The sequence below is a fragment of the Neisseria sp. 27098_8_139 genome, from assembly GCF_041433195.1.
In the GTDB taxonomy this organism is placed as follows: Bacteria; Pseudomonadota; Gammaproteobacteria; order Burkholderiales; family Neisseriaceae; genus Neisseria; species Neisseria subflava.
The window spans coordinates 176,729-190,942 of record NZ_JAPWBA010000001.1 but is presented as its reverse complement, the minus strand read 5'-3'; the positions used below and the strand labels follow the sequence as shown (position 1 = coordinate 190,942).

Genomic DNA, 14,214 nt, shown 5'->3' with positions numbered 1-14,214 from the left:
AAGGTTACAGGCTTTGATGTAAGGTTTGTGCGGTTTGGAACGCGTTGTCCGCATCGTTGGCCAAGACGGTAAAGTGGCCCATTTTGCGACCTTTCCGCGCGGCTTTTTTGCCGTATAGGTGCAGGTGTGCATTCGGACTGCTTTGCAGCGGCAGCCAATTCGGTTCGCCGCCGTCTTCCTGCCAAACGTCGCCCAAAATATTCGCCATGCAGCATGAAGAAAGCAGCTTGGTATCGGCGGGCGGCAGGTTGCACATAATGCGTACCTGCTGCTGGAACTGGTCTGCTGCACAGGCATCCAGCGTATGGTGGCCGGAATTGTGCGGGCGCGGGGCGATTTCGTTGACGACCAATTCATGCGTGTCGCCGACGACGAATATTTCCACAGCCAACACGCCGACATAATCCAATTCGTCCGCCAAGCGTTGCGCCATCTGCCGCGCCTGTTGTTGCACGTCGGCACTCAGCCGCGCAGGAACGATGGAATAGGCGAGGATGCCGTTTTCGTGGATGTTTTCGGCCGGGTCGAAGGTTTGCACGTTTTCATCGTTCAGACGACATACGATCACGGAAATCTCGCCGCGCAAATCCACCATTTTTTCCAAAACGCAATCCACGCCGCCGTGTTCGGCAAACGCGGCTTTGAGTTCGTCCACCGTTTTAACGCGGATTTGACCTTTGCCGTCGTAGCCCAAAGTCGCCGTTTTCAAGATACCGGGCAGAAATTGCGCGCTTTCTTCGCTGATGTCGCCTGAACGGCAAATCGCTTGATACGGCGCAGTTTGCAATCCCGCTTTGCGTATCCACGCTTTTTCCTGAATGCGGTTTTGCGCGATGGCAACACAGTCGCCGCTGGGGGAAACGTTGGTATGCTTTGCCAGAAAGCGCATCGCGTCGGCATTGACGTTTTCAAATTCAGTGGTAACCGCGGAGCATTTTGCCAACTCGTCCAAAGCGGCTTGGTCGTCAAACGGCGCGCACAAATGGCGGTCGGCAAATTCCGCCGCCGGCGCGTTCGGATCGGGGTCGAGAACGGTTACTTTGTAGCCCATGGTTTTGGCGGCAACGGTAAACATTCTGCCTAATTGGCCGCCGCCGAGGATGCCGAGCATGGCGGGAGGAAGGATGGGGGAGGTGTTCATAGCGTTTTAATTTGTCTGTGTTCTAATGTTTATTTCAGGTCGTCTGAAACCGTTAACCCGTCATTCCCGCGCAGGCGGGAATCCGGAGGGTAAATACCCTGCAATGTTTAAAGATTTCTGAAACCTAAGAGTCTGGATTCCGGCCTGCGCGGGAATGACGAAATTCAAGTGGTACCAAGGTTAAATTACATGTTTATGGAAATGATGGTTATTTAATAATTTCAAACCATAAATCCTGCCAACCTGGATTTTTCTCTTCAATAAGGCGCAGCTTCCATTGCCGATTCCATTTTTTCAATTGCTTTTCCCTGGTAATGGCGTGTTCCATCGTGGAATGCAGTTCATACCAAACCAACATGGTTAGATGATGCTGATTTGTAAATCCTTGCGCCAAATGTTCTCTATGTTGGTAAACACGTTGGATAAGATTGGATGTTACACCGATATACAGCGTTCCGTTTCGTTGGCTGGCGAGTACGTAAACGGCAGGTTGCATCATGTTTCCGCAAAAAACTTTAATCCGTCATTCCCGCGCAGGCGGGAATCCAAGCCTCAATCTTTCAGAAATCTTTAGAGATTCCCGTAATTTCAAATTTCTGGATTCCCGCCTGCGCGGGAATGACGCGGTAAAGGTAACTGTTCTAATCAAACGATTGCTGCTTATTGTTTGGATTTTCAGACGGCCTGTTGATTCCTTAAAGGCCGTCTGAAAACTCCAAGTCTACCTATCTAACCCCTCCTGCACCATCTGCGCCGCCCTGACCACTGCTCGGGCTTTGTTCTGAGTTTCCTGCCATTCTGAGTTCGGATCGGAGTCGGCGACGATGCCTGCACCGCTTTGGACGTATAGCGTGTTGTTTTTCACCACGGCGGTGCGGATGGCAATCGCCAAATCCATGTCGTTGTTGAAGCCCCATACGCCGACGGCGCCGCCGTAGATGCCGCGTTTGCTGGGTTCGACTTCTTCGATGATTTCCATGGCGCGGACTTTGGGTGCGCCGGAAAGTGTGCCGGCGGGGAACGTGGCGGCGAGGATGTCCATGTTGGTAACGTCCTCTTTCAGACGGCCTTCGACGTTGGAAACGATGTGCATCACATGGGAGTATTTTTCAATCACCATTTTATCGGTTACTTTGACTTCGCCTGTTTTGCTGATGCGGCCGACATCGTTGCGCCCTAAATCGATGAGCATGACGTGTTCGGCGATTTCTTTGGCGTCGCTTAATAAGTCCTGCTCGTTGGCAAGGTCTTCGGCGGGGGTTTTGCCGCGCAGGCGCGTACCGGCGATGGGGCGGACGATGACGTCGCCGCGTTCGCGGCGGACGAGGATTTCAGGCGAGGAGCCGACGATGTGGAAATCACCGAAATCGTAGTAAAAGAGGTAAGGCGAAGGGTTGAGCGTGCGCAGGGCGCGGTAGAGGGCGAGCGGGCTGTCGGTGAATTCCATGCTCATGCGCTGGCTGGGGACTACCTGCATACAGTCGCCTGCGAAGATGTAGTCTTTGATTTTATCGACACAGGCTTTGAACGGCTCTTCGCCGAATTCGCTGACGGTTTGGGTGTGTTTGCTGCCGAGCGAGAGCGGGATGGCGCAGCTTTGGCGCAGCTGGGTGCGGATGTCTTCGAGGCGTTCGCGGGCGCGTTCGTAGCCGTCGGGCTGCGAGGGATCGGCGTAAACGATGAGGTGGATTTTGCCGCTCAAATTGTCGATAACCGCCAATTCTTGCGACAACATCAGCAAAATATCGGGCGTGCCGAGCGGGTCGGCTTTGACGGTGTTTTTCAGGCGGTGGGCGAAGTGTTCGAAATTGTAGATGGTTTCGTAACCGAAGTAGCCGACCAGTCCGCCGGTAAAGCGCGGCAGGCTTGGGATTTCGGGCGTTTTGAAGCGGTTGTGGAAGGCTTCGATAAAGGGCAGCGGATTGCCGTTGTGTTGTTCAACGATTTCGCCGTTTTGGTAAACATCGACGTGTTTGCCACTGACTTTGAGATAGTGGCTGCAAGGCAGGCCGATAAAGGAATAACGGCCGAAACGTTCGCCGCCGACAACGGATTCGAGCAGGTAGGTGAAAGGCTTGTTGGCGAGTTTGAGGTAGATTGAGAGCGGTGTGTCCAAGTCGGCAAGCAGCTCTTGAACGAGTGGAATGCGGTTGTAACCTTGTGCGGCTTGGGCTTGGTATTCTTGTTTGCTGATCATCTTGATAAGTCTTTCAGACGGCCTGTTTTAGGGTGTTAAATCGTGTGAAGAGTATAGCATTTTATTGGGATTGTTGACAGTCTGAGCGTTATGTTAGATATGGAAAACGCCGTCTGAAAAAGACGGCGCGAGGTATTAGGCAAGGGTATTGGCGATTTTGTTTTTCCGGCTTCGTTTCCACTTGAAGATATAAGCGGCAACAACGGGAATCAGGGCGATAATGGATTTGAATGTCCAGCCTGAATACCATGTGCCTTCGGGAACATCGCTTGCAAGCCAAGTGAAGTACGGCCACCAGCAGGCAACCAGGCTGCCGAGGAACAGCGGCCAAATATGACGGCTTAAGTTACGTTGCCATAAAAGGAAACAGATGGCTGCCCAAACGAAAGTCAGTACGGTAATCAGGAGAATGGTGTAGGCATCTGAAATCAGGATGGCGGCAAAGTAGTAGCTGAGTGCGACCCATAATAGGGCAAGTATCAAGACGATGATTTCTTCCGGGCGTTTAAACATGATTTCTCTCTTTTGTAAGACTGGCAATGCGTTAATACTATACCCTAAACAAGAAGCGATGATAAGAGTCTTTCAGACGGCCTTGTAGTCAGGTTTGCTATAATGAGTGCAATCAATTTTTTGGAAAGGATAAACCATGACGGCAAACTTTCAAGAAACGCTGAAGGCTTTGGGCAAACAGGCGAAAAAGGAAGCTGCGGAGCGAGAAGTCGAAGCGAAGGCTAAAAAGCAGGTAGAGGATGTAGATTTCAGCAAGGCGGTTGGTAAGGTTACACCGTTGAAAAATGCGGGTAACTATTATGAACAGCCCCGTGATAAATCACCTATCAAGCCACGACCTAAAGAAATGGCGACTTTGGAGCAGGAAGATTATTTTTATGTGGGCAGCGGCGGCTGGGAAGAGCCGCCGGCTTCGTTCAGTAAAAACGGGCAGGGTAAAAATGATTTGATGCGTTTGCGAAATGGTCATTATCCTGTTGTGGCTGATGTGGATTTGCATGGCTATACGCAGGAAGAAGCGCAGCAGGTATTGAACGAGTTTATTGAGTTTACGAAAAAACGCGGTGTTTGCGGCGAGATTGTCCACGGCAGCGGCTTGGGTTCCGCAGGCTATAAACCGGTTTTAAAAAATATGACGCGCCGCTGGTTGATGCAGCATCCTGATGTGTTGGCTTATGTCGAGCCCCGACAAGGCAATGATGGCGCAGTCAGGATCTTGTTGAAACGCCAACGCCGAGACGATGATTGGAAACAGTAAAATAAAAAAAGCAGTGTCGATAAAATGACACTGCTTTTTTATGTTTGTCAGATTAAGAAGATTTCTTTTTGGAAACCGATTCGCAACCTTTGCCATTGGTCATTGTAGTTTTGGAATCTTTGGCAGAGTCAATATCAGTGCATTTGTAAGCATTGCCCAAACTATCCATCCAAACGGAAAGGGTATAGCCTGTTTTGATGGGAATGGCTTTCAAACGATAGGCTCGGCTTGTACTGGTATCAATCATTTCGGCAGAGTATTTATATTTGTCTGCCAAATCTTTATGGCCTTTGTATGAGGAAATAAAGTCATCCAACTGAGTTTTAATCTCATCAGTTTTCCACTTTGGATTTTTAACCATCTGGTTTTTAAAAGCAGAATTGATGGCGACTAACTCGGCATGCGCTTGTGATTGGTAGCCGCGTTCAATGTAGCGGTTGTAAGAGGGAATGGCAATGACGCTCAGGATGGCTAAGATGGCGACAGCAATCATCATCTCAACCAGCGTAAAGCCTAGTTGTTTGGTAGAGGTGGTATTCATTATATTATTCGCTGGCAACGTAAGACTGAAGAACGACTTGGGTATTGGCATTCTTACCCCATGCTTTGGCGGTAACGCGGTAAGTAATTCGACCCTCTGTCGTTTTACCTAAATATTCGATGATGTAGCGTGGATTATTTACGATGCCACTTTTTTTGTCTAAAGGATATTCCGTACCATTGGCGTCAATACACAGGCTTTTGTCGCATTTGCGCTTCCAAGCATCTACGGTTGGGTTGCCTTCTTCAGTAAAATCGCCATTGGATTTGACGTTTGGTGTGGAGCATAAACCTTTTTCACATTTTGCGGTAAAAGTAGTCTTTTTATCTTCAATATCAAAAATTTGATTTTCACCTTCACGCAGTGCCGCTTCGGCTAGGGTAGTTGCCAGTTTACGGTCGGCATCATTGGTGCTGATACGCTGTTCGGTATTGTAGGACTGGGTGGCTGTAACCACGAGCAGGGCGATAACGACCATCATCATTAAGACGATAAACAAAGCATAGCCCTGCTGCCGTTCGGGTTTGATTAGAGTGATCGGTCGGCGCATACGTTTCCTCCGCGGATGGTGGCATTAATTTTATAGATATCGACTTTATTGTCTTGTTCTTTTGATGGGTCAATACTGCCGTTATTCAGTACGATTTGGATAGAAGCCGGAGACTTGGCCTTAGCTGAGATATCCAATGCGGTTTTGTAATCAAATGATTCTGTATTCAATCCGCTGGCAGATGCATTTTCAGAATCAGGACATTCTGCATAGATATAGTGGATATCCATAGCAGTGATGCCTTTAATTAACAGCTGCGGATTACTCCATGAGCCATCATTTGATAATTGGAAACGGAACAAACCGCTCTCTTCGCCAAGTTTACCGACAGCGTAGGCAATCATTTCATGTTTCATAATGGCGATACTGCCGTCTTGATCAGAGTTGGTAATTTTTAAAGCTGATTTTGCCGCAGCCAAATCTTTAATTTCTATGTGAGGTTTGGCAATGCCGGAGCAGCTGCTGGCAATGGCAGTTTTTGCAGCAGAGTCCGCTTTGTCGATACCGTATTGGAACAGCAGGGCTTTGCCAGTTTGAACAAAGCCTGTATAGCTTAATTTATTGATTTCTTTAACCGGTAACAGCTTATTCACACCGGCTGTTTTCAATGTATATTCATCCGAGCTTTTGTCTTCTATCACTGCAGAGGCAGGAAAATTCGCCATATTGAAGCAGCCGAAATTACCTGCCATACGCGCATCGCGGACGATCATATTGGCGGCGTTGCGCAAATCTTGTTGGATACCGATACGGGCGTTGGCAGACTTGTTTAATCCGCGCGCAGTAAAGTAGGTGGAGCTGACAGCCATTAAGACGATCATGCTGAGCAGGCTGGCAACCAGAAATTCAAGGATGCTGAAGCCACGAATGGCGATTTTATTGGGAATATGGTTGAGTAAGCGTTTATTGTTCATTGTTAGTCTCTTACGCGTGATTGGTAGGTATAGACAACGTGATGCCCCGATGTATTGAGATTTTTTGCGCTATTTTCTTCTTCGACATCTTGCAACCATAAAACTTTCACGATGGTCGTGTCGCCTTTGCCATCGCATTTTGCGTTAAACCCATTTTCGTAAGTCGGCTCTGCACCGGAAGAATCTTTGCAGATGGTCGAGAAGACTTGGGCTTCGGGAAGGGCTTTGGCTAAATCAGCTTTAAACTGTGCAATTTGAGCCTGTGCAAGTTGGGCTTTGCTCATTTTGGCTTCAAATTTTGCAGTTTGTTTAGAGTCGGATTTTAGGTAGGCATCATAGGATTTTTTATAACGGGAGGTTTTTTCCCCTGCAGTATCGGTTTCTTCAGAGAGCGTCGGATTAATGAGCATGCCTTCAATTAGATTTTGTGTAATTTGGGCGACTGTGGTTTGATTTTCAGACTCGCGCACGCTGGATACGGTACGCAATTGAACAGCCAGAAGGGCAAGCACACCGATTGCAAGGACAAACATGGCGATCAAAACTTCAATCAGGGTCATACCTGATTGAAGTTTTGGAGTAAAGCTTGTTGAGCTTGTTTTCAGACGGCCTTTAAATGATCTGAGATGAGTAGGATTAGTAATGTTCATAAGATACCGTTGTTATTATTTGGAAGTGTATTCGCATATTTTGCGCTCATCGTTTTTAGCACAGATTTCGACATGCCCATTGCCATTGATTAAAAGTACGGTAGCACGGGCTTTCTTGGTTTCAGCATCGGCAGCAGATTTATCCGTTAGGCTGATTTTGATGTGGCCGTCTGAAAATTGATAATTTTTGCCATCAGTTGAATGACCAAATGTACCATTGGGAAGAAATCTCCACCAGACTTCTTTTGAAGCTGAGGCCGAGAGGGCAGAACGGTCATTGCCGATAGGGATATAGTTGAAGCTGCATTCCACTTTGTCGGTATCTCCATTAAGGATAATGGAGCGGATGGATAAATCAACTGTGTCGTTTTGATAGCGTAAGTCTTCGTTTTTATCAGCGTAGGCCAACATACCATTACCGGCATATTTGGAATCGCAACCATTATTGGGTGAGCCATCGGATTTGATTTTGACCGGGCAGATGTAAACGGGAAGATTGAGACGGACGGCCTCATTACGCGCGAAGCGCAGCAGATTTGCAATTTGCTCTGCTTGCGATGCCGCACGTCTGGAGGCAATCCATTGATTCATATTGGGAAGTGCGATGACTGCCATTACTGCTGCAATAGTAATGACGATCAGCAACTCAATTAGGGTGAAGCCTTTTTGTGTCTGATACATGAGTGATTTTTTAGTAGTAATGTGTTGGGTAACTGACGTTTTCTCTTTTGCACTTGCCTGTGGCAATGCTTTTGCTTTTATTAGATTTATTCTAAACGATTTTGTAATGCGTGACTAATGAAATATGAAATTCGGTTAGTTTTTCGGACAATCTGTCTCAATCTTCCATCAACATGGATTCTGGAATATAGGCAGCATTATCAAATTTGGTAAATTGACCCATCCAAGTGAGGAATACTTTCCCAACGGGACCGTTACGGTGTTTGCCGATAATACATTCCGCCAAGCCTTTTACGGGTGAATCTGAGTTGTAGTATTCGTCGCGATACATGAACATAATCAAGTCGGCATCTTGTTCGATTGCGCCGGACTCACGCAAGTCGGACATCATCGGGCGTTTGTCGGTACGCTGCTCAACTGTACGGCTCAACTGCGACAGGGCAATGACGGGAACTTGCAATTCTTTAGCCAATGCTTTGAGGGAGCGCGAAATTTCGCCAAGCTCGGAAGCACGGTTGTCAGAGCGACCAGAACCTGACATCAATTGCAGGTAGTCGATAACGATCAACCCCAATTTGCCGTTGAACTGGCGTGCAAGACGACGGGCGCGGGCGCGGAGTTCGATCGCAGTCAAACCCGGCGTTTCATCGATATACATGGGTGCATCGGAGAGTTTAACGACCGCTTCGTTCAGACGGCCCCAGTGTTCGTCTTGTAATCTGCCGGTTTTTAAAACGCTTTGATCCAAACGTCCGACTGAACCCAGCATACGCATGACCAACTGCGCACCGCCCATCTCCATAGAGAATACGGCGACAGGCAATTTGTTTTCTACGGCAACGTGTTCCGCAATATTGATCGAAAAGGCGGTTTTACCCATGGACGGACGACCTGCGACGATGATCAAATCGCCTGGTTGAAGACCTGATGTTTTTTTGTCGAGGTCGATAAAACCTGTCGATATGCCGGTTACTTCATCAGGATTGTCGCGCGAATAAAGCATATCGATGCGCTCGACCACTTCTTTCAGAAGGTCGGGCATCTCAAGGAAGCCTTGTTTGGATTTGGCGGTGCTTTCGGCGATTTGGAATACTTTGTTTTCTGCCTCGTCCAAAAGCTGGCCTGCATCGCGCCCTTGCGGATTGTATGCGCTGCGTGCAATTTCCGTGCCGACTTCGGCAAGCTGGCGCATGATGGAACGTTCGCGCACGATTTCGGCGTAGCGGCGGATATTGGCAGCAGATGGCGTATTTTGCGCCAGCGTAATCAGATAGTTGAATCCGCCTGCCGCTTCCAATTCTTCATTGCGTTCCAAACTTTCTTGGACGGTAATGACGTCGGCAGGACGGCTTTCATTAATCAGATTGGCAATCGTACGAAAAATCAGGCGGTGTTCGTGGCGGTAGAAATCCTCGCCGGAAACGACATCGGCAATACGGTCCCAAGCAGAATTTTCCAGCATCAGGCCGCCCAATACGGATTGCTCCGCTTCTGTGGAATGTGGCGGCAGTGACAATGCGCTGATTTCACGGTCTTCAGACGGCATATCGGAATAATTGCTCATGACGGGCATCTCTGGCTGGGAAATTGCAATCCACTATTATAGCGCAGTGTAAGTTCAATTGGTTTGTTTAGGCTAAAGCAGGTAAAATAGTAATGTTGTCGATTTGACAACACACACTACCAAAATATAAATATCAAGAATTAGGAGCATAAAAATGGAACACAAGCTGCCACAATTGCCTTATGAACTGGATGCGTTGTCCCCTCATCTGACCAAAGAAACTTTGGAGTTCCACTACGGCAAACACCATCAAACCTACATCACCAATTTGAACAATCAAATTAAAGGCACTGAGTTTGAAGAAATGCCTTTGGAAGAAATCGTGAAAAAATCTTCCGGCGGTATGTTCAACAACGCTGCCCAAACTTGGAACCACACTTTCTACTGGCTGGGCTTTACCCCTAAAGGCCAAGGCAAACCTGCCGGCGAATTGGCTGCAGCCATCGACGCCAAATGGGGCAGCTTCGAGAAATTCCAAGAAGCGTTCAATGCCTGCGCGGCCGGTACTTTCGGATCAGGTTGGGCATGGTTGGTGAAAACGCCTGCCGGTGAATTGGATCTGGTTTCTACTTCTAATGCAGGTACTCCGCTGACTACTGAAAACACTCCGCTGTTGACTTGCGACGTATGGGAACACGCCTACTACATCGACTACCGCAACAGCCGTCCTAACTACCTGAAAGGTTTCTGGGAAATCGTTAACTGGGATGAAGTTGCCAAACGTTTCGCCGCATAAAACGATATGGATGAAAAGGCCGTCTGAAAAATTTTCAGACGGCCTTTTTGTCAATATTGGTGTGAAGAGATGGTTTAGATGAATGTTTTTTCTGTCTGATGCGCAAAATTATCATGGAGCAAAAAAAAGGATAAAGGGGAGATTATGCTAAAATATTGTCAACAATTTTTTGATTCCGCATGATATGGAATCAGCGTTTGAAACACATAGACAAGAGGATTTTATGAAATTTCTAGACCGTGAGGCGACCATTGCCAAACCCGGCTTTAATCGTTGGCTGGTACCGCCTGCCGCTTTGGCCGTGCATCTTGCCATCGGGCAGATATACGCTTATTCCGTGTTCAATGCGCCGCTTACCAAGCTTATCGGTATTACTGAGTCGGCTGCAGGAGATTGGAAGCTGACCACGGTTGGTTGGATTTTCAGCATTGCCTTGGCGATGTTGGGCGCGTCTGCCGCTATGTTCGGTACTTGGATGGAGCGCGTTGGTCCGCGTAAGGCGATGTTTGTTGCTGCCTGCTGCTTCAGCTTGGGCTTTTTTGTGTCGGCGATCGGCGTCCATACGCATAATCTGTTTTTGCTTTATTTGGGCAACGGTGTGATTGGCGGGGTTGGTTTGGGCTTGGGCTATATCGGGCCAGTATCGACACTGATGAAATGGTTTCCCGATAAACCGGGTATGGCGACAGGTTTGGCGATTATGGGCTTTGGTGGCGGCGCGATGTTGGCTTCGCCTTTATCCGTGTCGCTGATGAATTTCTTCTCCAGTGAAACTTCGGTTGGCGTAGCGCAGGCTTTTGTCGTCTTAGGGTTGTTCTATCTGGTGTTGATGATGTTCGGTGCGTTTACCATCCGCATACCTGCCGATGGCTGGAAACCTAAAGGTTATGTTGCGCCGAAAATCAAAAGCAAATTGGTCAGCAGCAATCACGTCAATGTTTCCGAAGCCATGAAGACACCACAATTTTGGCTCTTGTTTTGGGTGTTATGTCTGAACGTGACGGCGGGTATCGGCGTTTTGGGTCAGGCTTCTGTCATGATTCAGGAGCTGTTTTCTGAAACTTCTGTCGGTAAACAGGCTGCCATTGGTGCGGGTGCGGCGGCAGGTTTTGTGAGCCTGTTGAGTCTGTTTAATATGGGCGGCCGCTTTTTGTGGTCCAGCGTGTCCGACAAAATTGGGCGTAAAAATACTTATACTATTTTCTTTGTGCTCGGCTCGCTGTTGTATTTTGCCATTCCGTCTATTGGCGAGAGCGGTAACAAGGCTTTGTTTGTTATTGGGTTTTGCGTCATCATTTCCATGTATGGTGGCGGTTTCGCAGCGATTCCGGCGTATTTGAAGGATTTGTTCGGCACTTATCAAGTTGGTGCAATCCACGGCAGGATTTTGCTGGCATGGTCAACTGCGGCCGTTATCGGCCCGGTGTTGGTCAACTATATCCGCCAAAGCCAAATTGAAAGCGGCGTTCCGGCTGCCGAGGCTTATAGCATTACCATGTACATCATGGCAGGTTTGTTGATTGTCGGTTTGCTGTGTAATTTGAGTGTCCGTTCGGTTCATGAAAAGCATCACGAAAAAGATATTAAGGTCGCGGCACATAGCGGCAACCCCGATGATGAAACCGCTGTATCCGATGCCTATCTGATCAGCAAGAAAGTATCAGTGGGCGGTATCGGCGTATGGTGGCGCTGGGCTTTGGTCTGTATCCCTTTGTGCTATGGTGTCATTATGGTGTTTGTTAAAGCCTTAAGTTTGTTTAATTGATTGTTGAAAATTAAAGGCCGTCTGAAATTTTCAGACGGCCTTTTTTACATGTTGAACAATTAATCTTTTGATACGCTAATGGTATGTTTGATGTGTTTTAAATTCGCAACGATGGTAAAAGTCATCATCACCAGTAAAGCCCATGAACTCCATTTGCTGATGTGTACTGATGCCCATGCGCCGATTTGGTTTGGATAGCGCCAAACGCCGAATAGGGTTCCCAAATTTTCCGCCAGCCAAATAAAAAATCCGATCAGGACGAAAGCGAGCAGGAGCGGCATTCTACGAGTGGTGTCATAGGGCGTGTATAAGACCGTTGTCCGGGCGTATAGGCCGAGAGCAAAAGCAGCGAGATACCAGCGATAGTCGCCGATATAGTGATGGGTGAAAAAATTGATATAAATCGCCAGTGCGCACAAAGTGCCCAACCAATACGGCGGATGGCTTTTGATTTTGAGGTCAAACAGCCGCCATGCTTGAATGATATAGCTGCCGACTGCGGCATACATAAAGCCTGCAAACAGCGGTACGCCGCCAATTTTGGTATAAGCCTCATCAGGATAGCTCCAAGACTGGATATCGCCTGATGTCTTGAACCACTCTAAAGCAAAGCCCACCAAGTGAAACAGCGTAATCGATTTCACTTCATCCCAAGTTTCCAGCTTGAAATACAGCATGGCTGCTTGTACGGAGATGGCAAAAATCAGCAGCAGGTCGTAGCGTGAAATCCCCAACCAGCCTGTTTTCGGAACGAGGAACATGGCAATGAAAAACAAGCCTGCAAATAAGCAGGCTTGTGCTTCTTTCAAACCGAAAAACCAAAATTCAACGATAAAGCGTCGCCAACCATGCAAATCCTTGCGTTTGGGATGCTCAGTCAGCCAAGTATCCAGTTTGCCCAACATATTTTCAGACGGCCTCTTAATCTTAAAAATGTTTTAGGCAGATTGAATCGGAATGACGCGGTTTTGCTTACGTTTTGCGCCACCCTCGCAGTAGTTGGTTTTGACATAATCTTCAACGATTTGTAAAAACTCAGCAGCGATATTGTCGCCTTTGAGGGTGACTTTCCGCTCGCCGTCTACATAAACCGGCGCAACCGGTGTTTCGCCTGTACCGGGCAGGCTGATACCGATATCGGCAAGCTTGCTTTCGCCCGGACCATTTACCACGCAACCCATTACAGCGACGTTTAATGATTCAACGCCTGGATATTCAGTGCGCCAAACAGCCATTTTCTGGCGTAAATAGTTTTGTACATCTTGAGCCAACTCTTGGAATACGGTACTGGTGGTACGGCCGCAACCCGGGCAGGCTGTAACCATTGGCGTAAAGGAGCGCAAGCCCATGGTTTGCAGGATTTCCTGACCGACAATGACTTCTTGTGTGCGGGGGGAGCCGGGTTCGGGCGTAAGGGAAATTCGAATGGTGTCGCCGATACCTTCTTGCAATAATACGGACAGAGCTGCGGTGGAAGCCACAATGCCCTTGCTACCCATACCTGCCTCAGTCAGACCGAGATGGAGCGGGTAACGGCAACGACTACCTAATTCGCGGTAAACCTGAATCAAGTCTTGTACGGCGCTGACCTTGCACGACAAAATGATTTTGTCTTCAGGCAAGCCTAAAGCCACGGCTTTTTCTGCCGATTCCAGCGCCGAAACAATCAAAGCCTCTTTCATGATTTCTTCAGGCGGTTTTGGTGTGGCAGAAGCTAAGTTGGCATCCATCATGCGCTTGGCAAGGCTTTGATCAAGCGAACCCCAGTTCACACCGATGCGTACGGCTTTATTGTTTTCTGCGGCAGTACGGATCATAAAGGCAAATTTTTCATCGCCTTTTGCACCTTTGCCGACATTGCCCGGGTTAATCCGATATTTGGCCAAAGCTTTGCCGCACTCTGGAAATTCAGCCAATAAGCGTTCGCCATTAAAATGGAAATCACCAATTAAAGGCGTGGTGTAGCCCATATCGTCTAAGCGGCTGCGGATTTCGGCTACTTTGGAAGCAGCTTCAGGAGTATTGACCGTGATGCGGACCATTTCCGAGCCGGCATCGCTCAATTCTTTGACCTGTTGGGCAGTTGCTGCGGCATCTGCCGTATCCGTATTGGTCATGGATTGAACAAGAACGGGCGCATCGGAGCCGATAATGAGGTGGTCAATTTTGACTTGATGTGTCTGACGGCGTTTAGGTGTGGTCATT

15 protein-coding genes are annotated in these 14,214 nt (G+C 48.2%); 3 read left to right on the top strand and 12 right to left on the bottom strand.

Features of this window, described 5'->3' with window-relative positions:
- Nucleotides 1-4: 4 nt before the first annotated feature.
- From O3660_RS00965 to O3660_RS00950, 4 genes are all read right to left on the bottom strand, one after another.
- Nucleotides 5-1,141: a 5-(carboxyamino)imidazole ribonucleotide synthase gene (locus tag O3660_RS00965; protein WP_049351551.1), complete on the bottom strand. Its 1,137-nt coding sequence runs from the start codon at nt 1,139-1,141 to the stop codon at nt 5-7.
- Between the two features lie 208 nt (nt 1,142-1,349).
- Nucleotides 1,350-1,637 (bottom strand): GIY-YIG nuclease family protein, encoded by a 288-nt coding sequence (locus tag O3660_RS00960; RefSeq protein ID WP_152333220.1) that lies wholly within the window; start codon nt 1,635-1,637, stop codon nt 1,350-1,352.
- A gap of 225 nt (nt 1,638-1,862) precedes the next feature.
- A complete protein-coding gene (gene trpE, locus O3660_RS00955) occupies nt 1,863-3,338 on the bottom strand; it encodes an anthranilate synthase component I (RefSeq protein WP_049351552.1) in 1,476 nt (491 codons plus the stop codon).
- A gap of 135 nt (nt 3,339-3,473) precedes the next feature.
- On the bottom strand, nt 3,474-3,851 hold the full coding sequence (locus O3660_RS00950) for a membrane protein (RefSeq protein WP_049329655.1): 378 nt from the start codon (nt 3,849-3,851) through the stop codon (nt 3,474-3,476).
- 136 nt (nt 3,852-3,987) lie between these two features.
- On the opposite strand from O3660_RS00950, the gene O3660_RS00945 reads away from it, so the two are divergent.
- Nucleotides 3,988-4,608: a Smr/MutS family protein gene (locus O3660_RS00945; protein WP_049329654.1), complete on the top strand. Its 621-nt coding sequence runs from the start codon at nt 3,988-3,990 to the stop codon at nt 4,606-4,608.
- A gap of 52 nt (nt 4,609-4,660) precedes the next feature.
- Here O3660_RS00945 and O3660_RS00940 read toward each other — a convergent pair whose 3' ends face one another.
- The 6 genes from O3660_RS00940 to dnaB all read right to left on the bottom strand — a co-directional run bounded on the left by O3660_RS00940 (nt 4,661) and on the right by dnaB (nt 9,508).
- Nucleotides 4,661-5,149 (bottom strand): PilX family type IV pilin, encoded by a 489-nt coding sequence (locus O3660_RS00940; RefSeq protein WP_049329653.1) that lies wholly within the window; start codon nt 5,147-5,149, stop codon nt 4,661-4,663.
- 4 nt (nt 5,150-5,153) lie between these two features.
- Nucleotides 5,154-5,699, bottom strand: a complete 546-nt coding sequence (locus O3660_RS00935) for a PilX N-terminal domain-containing pilus assembly protein (protein WP_049329652.1) — start codon at nt 5,697-5,699, stop codon at nt 5,154-5,156.
- Nucleotides 5,678-6,613, bottom strand: coding sequence for a pilus assembly protein PilW (locus O3660_RS00930; RefSeq protein WP_049329651.1), 936 nt, complete (start codon nt 6,611-6,613; stop codon nt 5,678-5,680). The genes O3660_RS00935 and O3660_RS00930 overlap by 22 nt, the downstream gene beginning before the upstream one ends.
- Nucleotides 6,614-6,615: 2 nt before the next feature.
- Nucleotides 6,616-7,263: a type IV pilus modification protein PilV gene (gene pilV / locus O3660_RS00925; RefSeq protein WP_180947862.1), complete on the bottom strand. Its 648-nt coding sequence runs from the start codon at nt 7,261-7,263 to the stop codon at nt 6,616-6,618.
- A 15-nt stretch (nt 7,264-7,278) separates the two neighbouring features.
- Nucleotides 7,279-7,944, bottom strand: a complete 666-nt coding sequence (locus tag O3660_RS00920; protein ID WP_049329649.1) for a Tfp pilus assembly protein FimT/FimU — start codon at nt 7,942-7,944, stop codon at nt 7,279-7,281.
- A gap of 157 nt (nt 7,945-8,101) precedes the next feature.
- The gene (gene dnaB, locus O3660_RS00915) at nt 8,102-9,508 is read right to left on the bottom strand and encodes a replicative DNA helicase (protein ID WP_371464445.1); all 1,407 of its coding nucleotides are present in this window, start codon (nt 9,506-9,508) and stop codon (nt 8,102-8,104) included.
- Between the two features lie 154 nt (nt 9,509-9,662).
- Between dnaB and O3660_RS00910 the strand changes: the two genes are divergently transcribed.
- Entirely contained in the window at nt 9,663-10,244 is a 582-nt protein-coding gene (locus tag O3660_RS00910; RefSeq protein WP_003683473.1) for a superoxide dismutase, read from the top strand.
- 223 nt (nt 10,245-10,467) lie between these two features.
- The gene (locus tag O3660_RS00905) at nt 10,468-12,009 is read left to right on the top strand and encodes an OFA family MFS transporter (RefSeq protein ID WP_049351556.1); all 1,542 of its coding nucleotides are present in this window, start codon (nt 10,468-10,470) and stop codon (nt 12,007-12,009) included.
- A gap of 59 nt (nt 12,010-12,068) precedes the next feature.
- Here the strand turns inward: O3660_RS00905 and O3660_RS00900 are convergent, their stop codons facing one another.
- Together O3660_RS00900 and ispG are read right to left on the bottom strand one after the other, a co-directional pair.
- Entirely contained in the window at nt 12,069-12,914 is an 846-nt protein-coding gene (locus tag O3660_RS00900; RefSeq protein WP_049351557.1) for a DUF817 domain-containing protein, read from the bottom strand.
- Nucleotides 12,915-12,947: 33 nt separating this feature from the next.
- Complete coding sequence (gene ispG, locus O3660_RS00895) at nt 12,948-14,213, bottom strand: flavodoxin-dependent (E)-4-hydroxy-3-methylbut-2-enyl-diphosphate synthase (RefSeq protein ID WP_049351558.1); 1,266 nt, start codon at nt 14,211-14,213, stop codon at nt 12,948-12,950.
- Nucleotide 14,214 lies beyond the last annotated feature (1 nt).

Excerpts from the sequence above, each read along its gene's own strand:
- O3660_RS00965 (WP_049351551.1), bottom strand. The coding sequence starts at position 1,141 with ATGAACACCTCCCCCATCCTTCCTCCCGCCATGCTCGGCATCCTCGGC.
- O3660_RS00960 (WP_152333220.1), bottom strand. The coding sequence starts at position 1,637 with ATGCAACCTGCCGTTTACGTACTCGCCAGCCAACGAAACGGAACGCTG.
- trpE (WP_049351552.1), bottom strand. The coding sequence starts at position 3,338 with ATGATCAGCAAACAAGAATACCAAGCCCAAGCCGCACAAGGTTACAAC.
- O3660_RS00950 (WP_049329655.1), bottom strand. The coding sequence starts at position 3,851 with ATGTTTAAACGCCCGGAAGAAATCATCGTCTTGATACTTGCCCTATTA.
- O3660_RS00945 (WP_049329654.1), top strand. The coding sequence starts at position 3,988 with ATGACGGCAAACTTTCAAGAAACGCTGAAGGCTTTGGGCAAACAGGCG.
- O3660_RS00940 (WP_049329653.1), bottom strand. The coding sequence starts at position 5,149 with ATGAATACCACCTCTACCAAACAACTAGGCTTTACGCTGGTTGAGATG.
- O3660_RS00935 (WP_049329652.1), bottom strand. The coding sequence starts at position 5,699 with ATGCGCCGACCGATCACTCTAATCAAACCCGAACGGCAGCAGGGCTAT.
- O3660_RS00930 (WP_049329651.1), bottom strand. The coding sequence starts at position 6,613 with ATGAACAATAAACGCTTACTCAACCATATTCCCAATAAAATCGCCATT.
- pilV (WP_180947862.1), bottom strand. The coding sequence starts at position 7,263 with ATGAACATTACTAATCCTACTCATCTCAGATCATTTAAAGGCCGTCTG.
- O3660_RS00920 (WP_049329649.1), bottom strand. The coding sequence starts at position 7,944 with ATGTATCAGACACAAAAAGGCTTCACCCTAATTGAGTTGCTGATCGTC.
- dnaB (WP_371464445.1), bottom strand. The coding sequence starts at position 9,508 with ATGAGCAATTATTCCGATATGCCGTCTGAAGACCGTGAAATCAGCGCA.
- O3660_RS00910 (WP_003683473.1), top strand. The coding sequence starts at position 9,663 with ATGGAACACAAGCTGCCACAATTGCCTTATGAACTGGATGCGTTGTCC.
- O3660_RS00905 (WP_049351556.1), top strand. The coding sequence starts at position 10,468 with ATGAAATTTCTAGACCGTGAGGCGACCATTGCCAAACCCGGCTTTAAT.
- O3660_RS00900 (WP_049351557.1), bottom strand. The coding sequence starts at position 12,914 with ATGTTGGGCAAACTGGATACTTGGCTGACTGAGCATCCCAAACGCAAG.
- ispG (WP_049351558.1), bottom strand. The coding sequence starts at position 14,213 with ATGACCACACCTAAACGCCGTCAGACACATCAAGTCAAAATTGACCAC.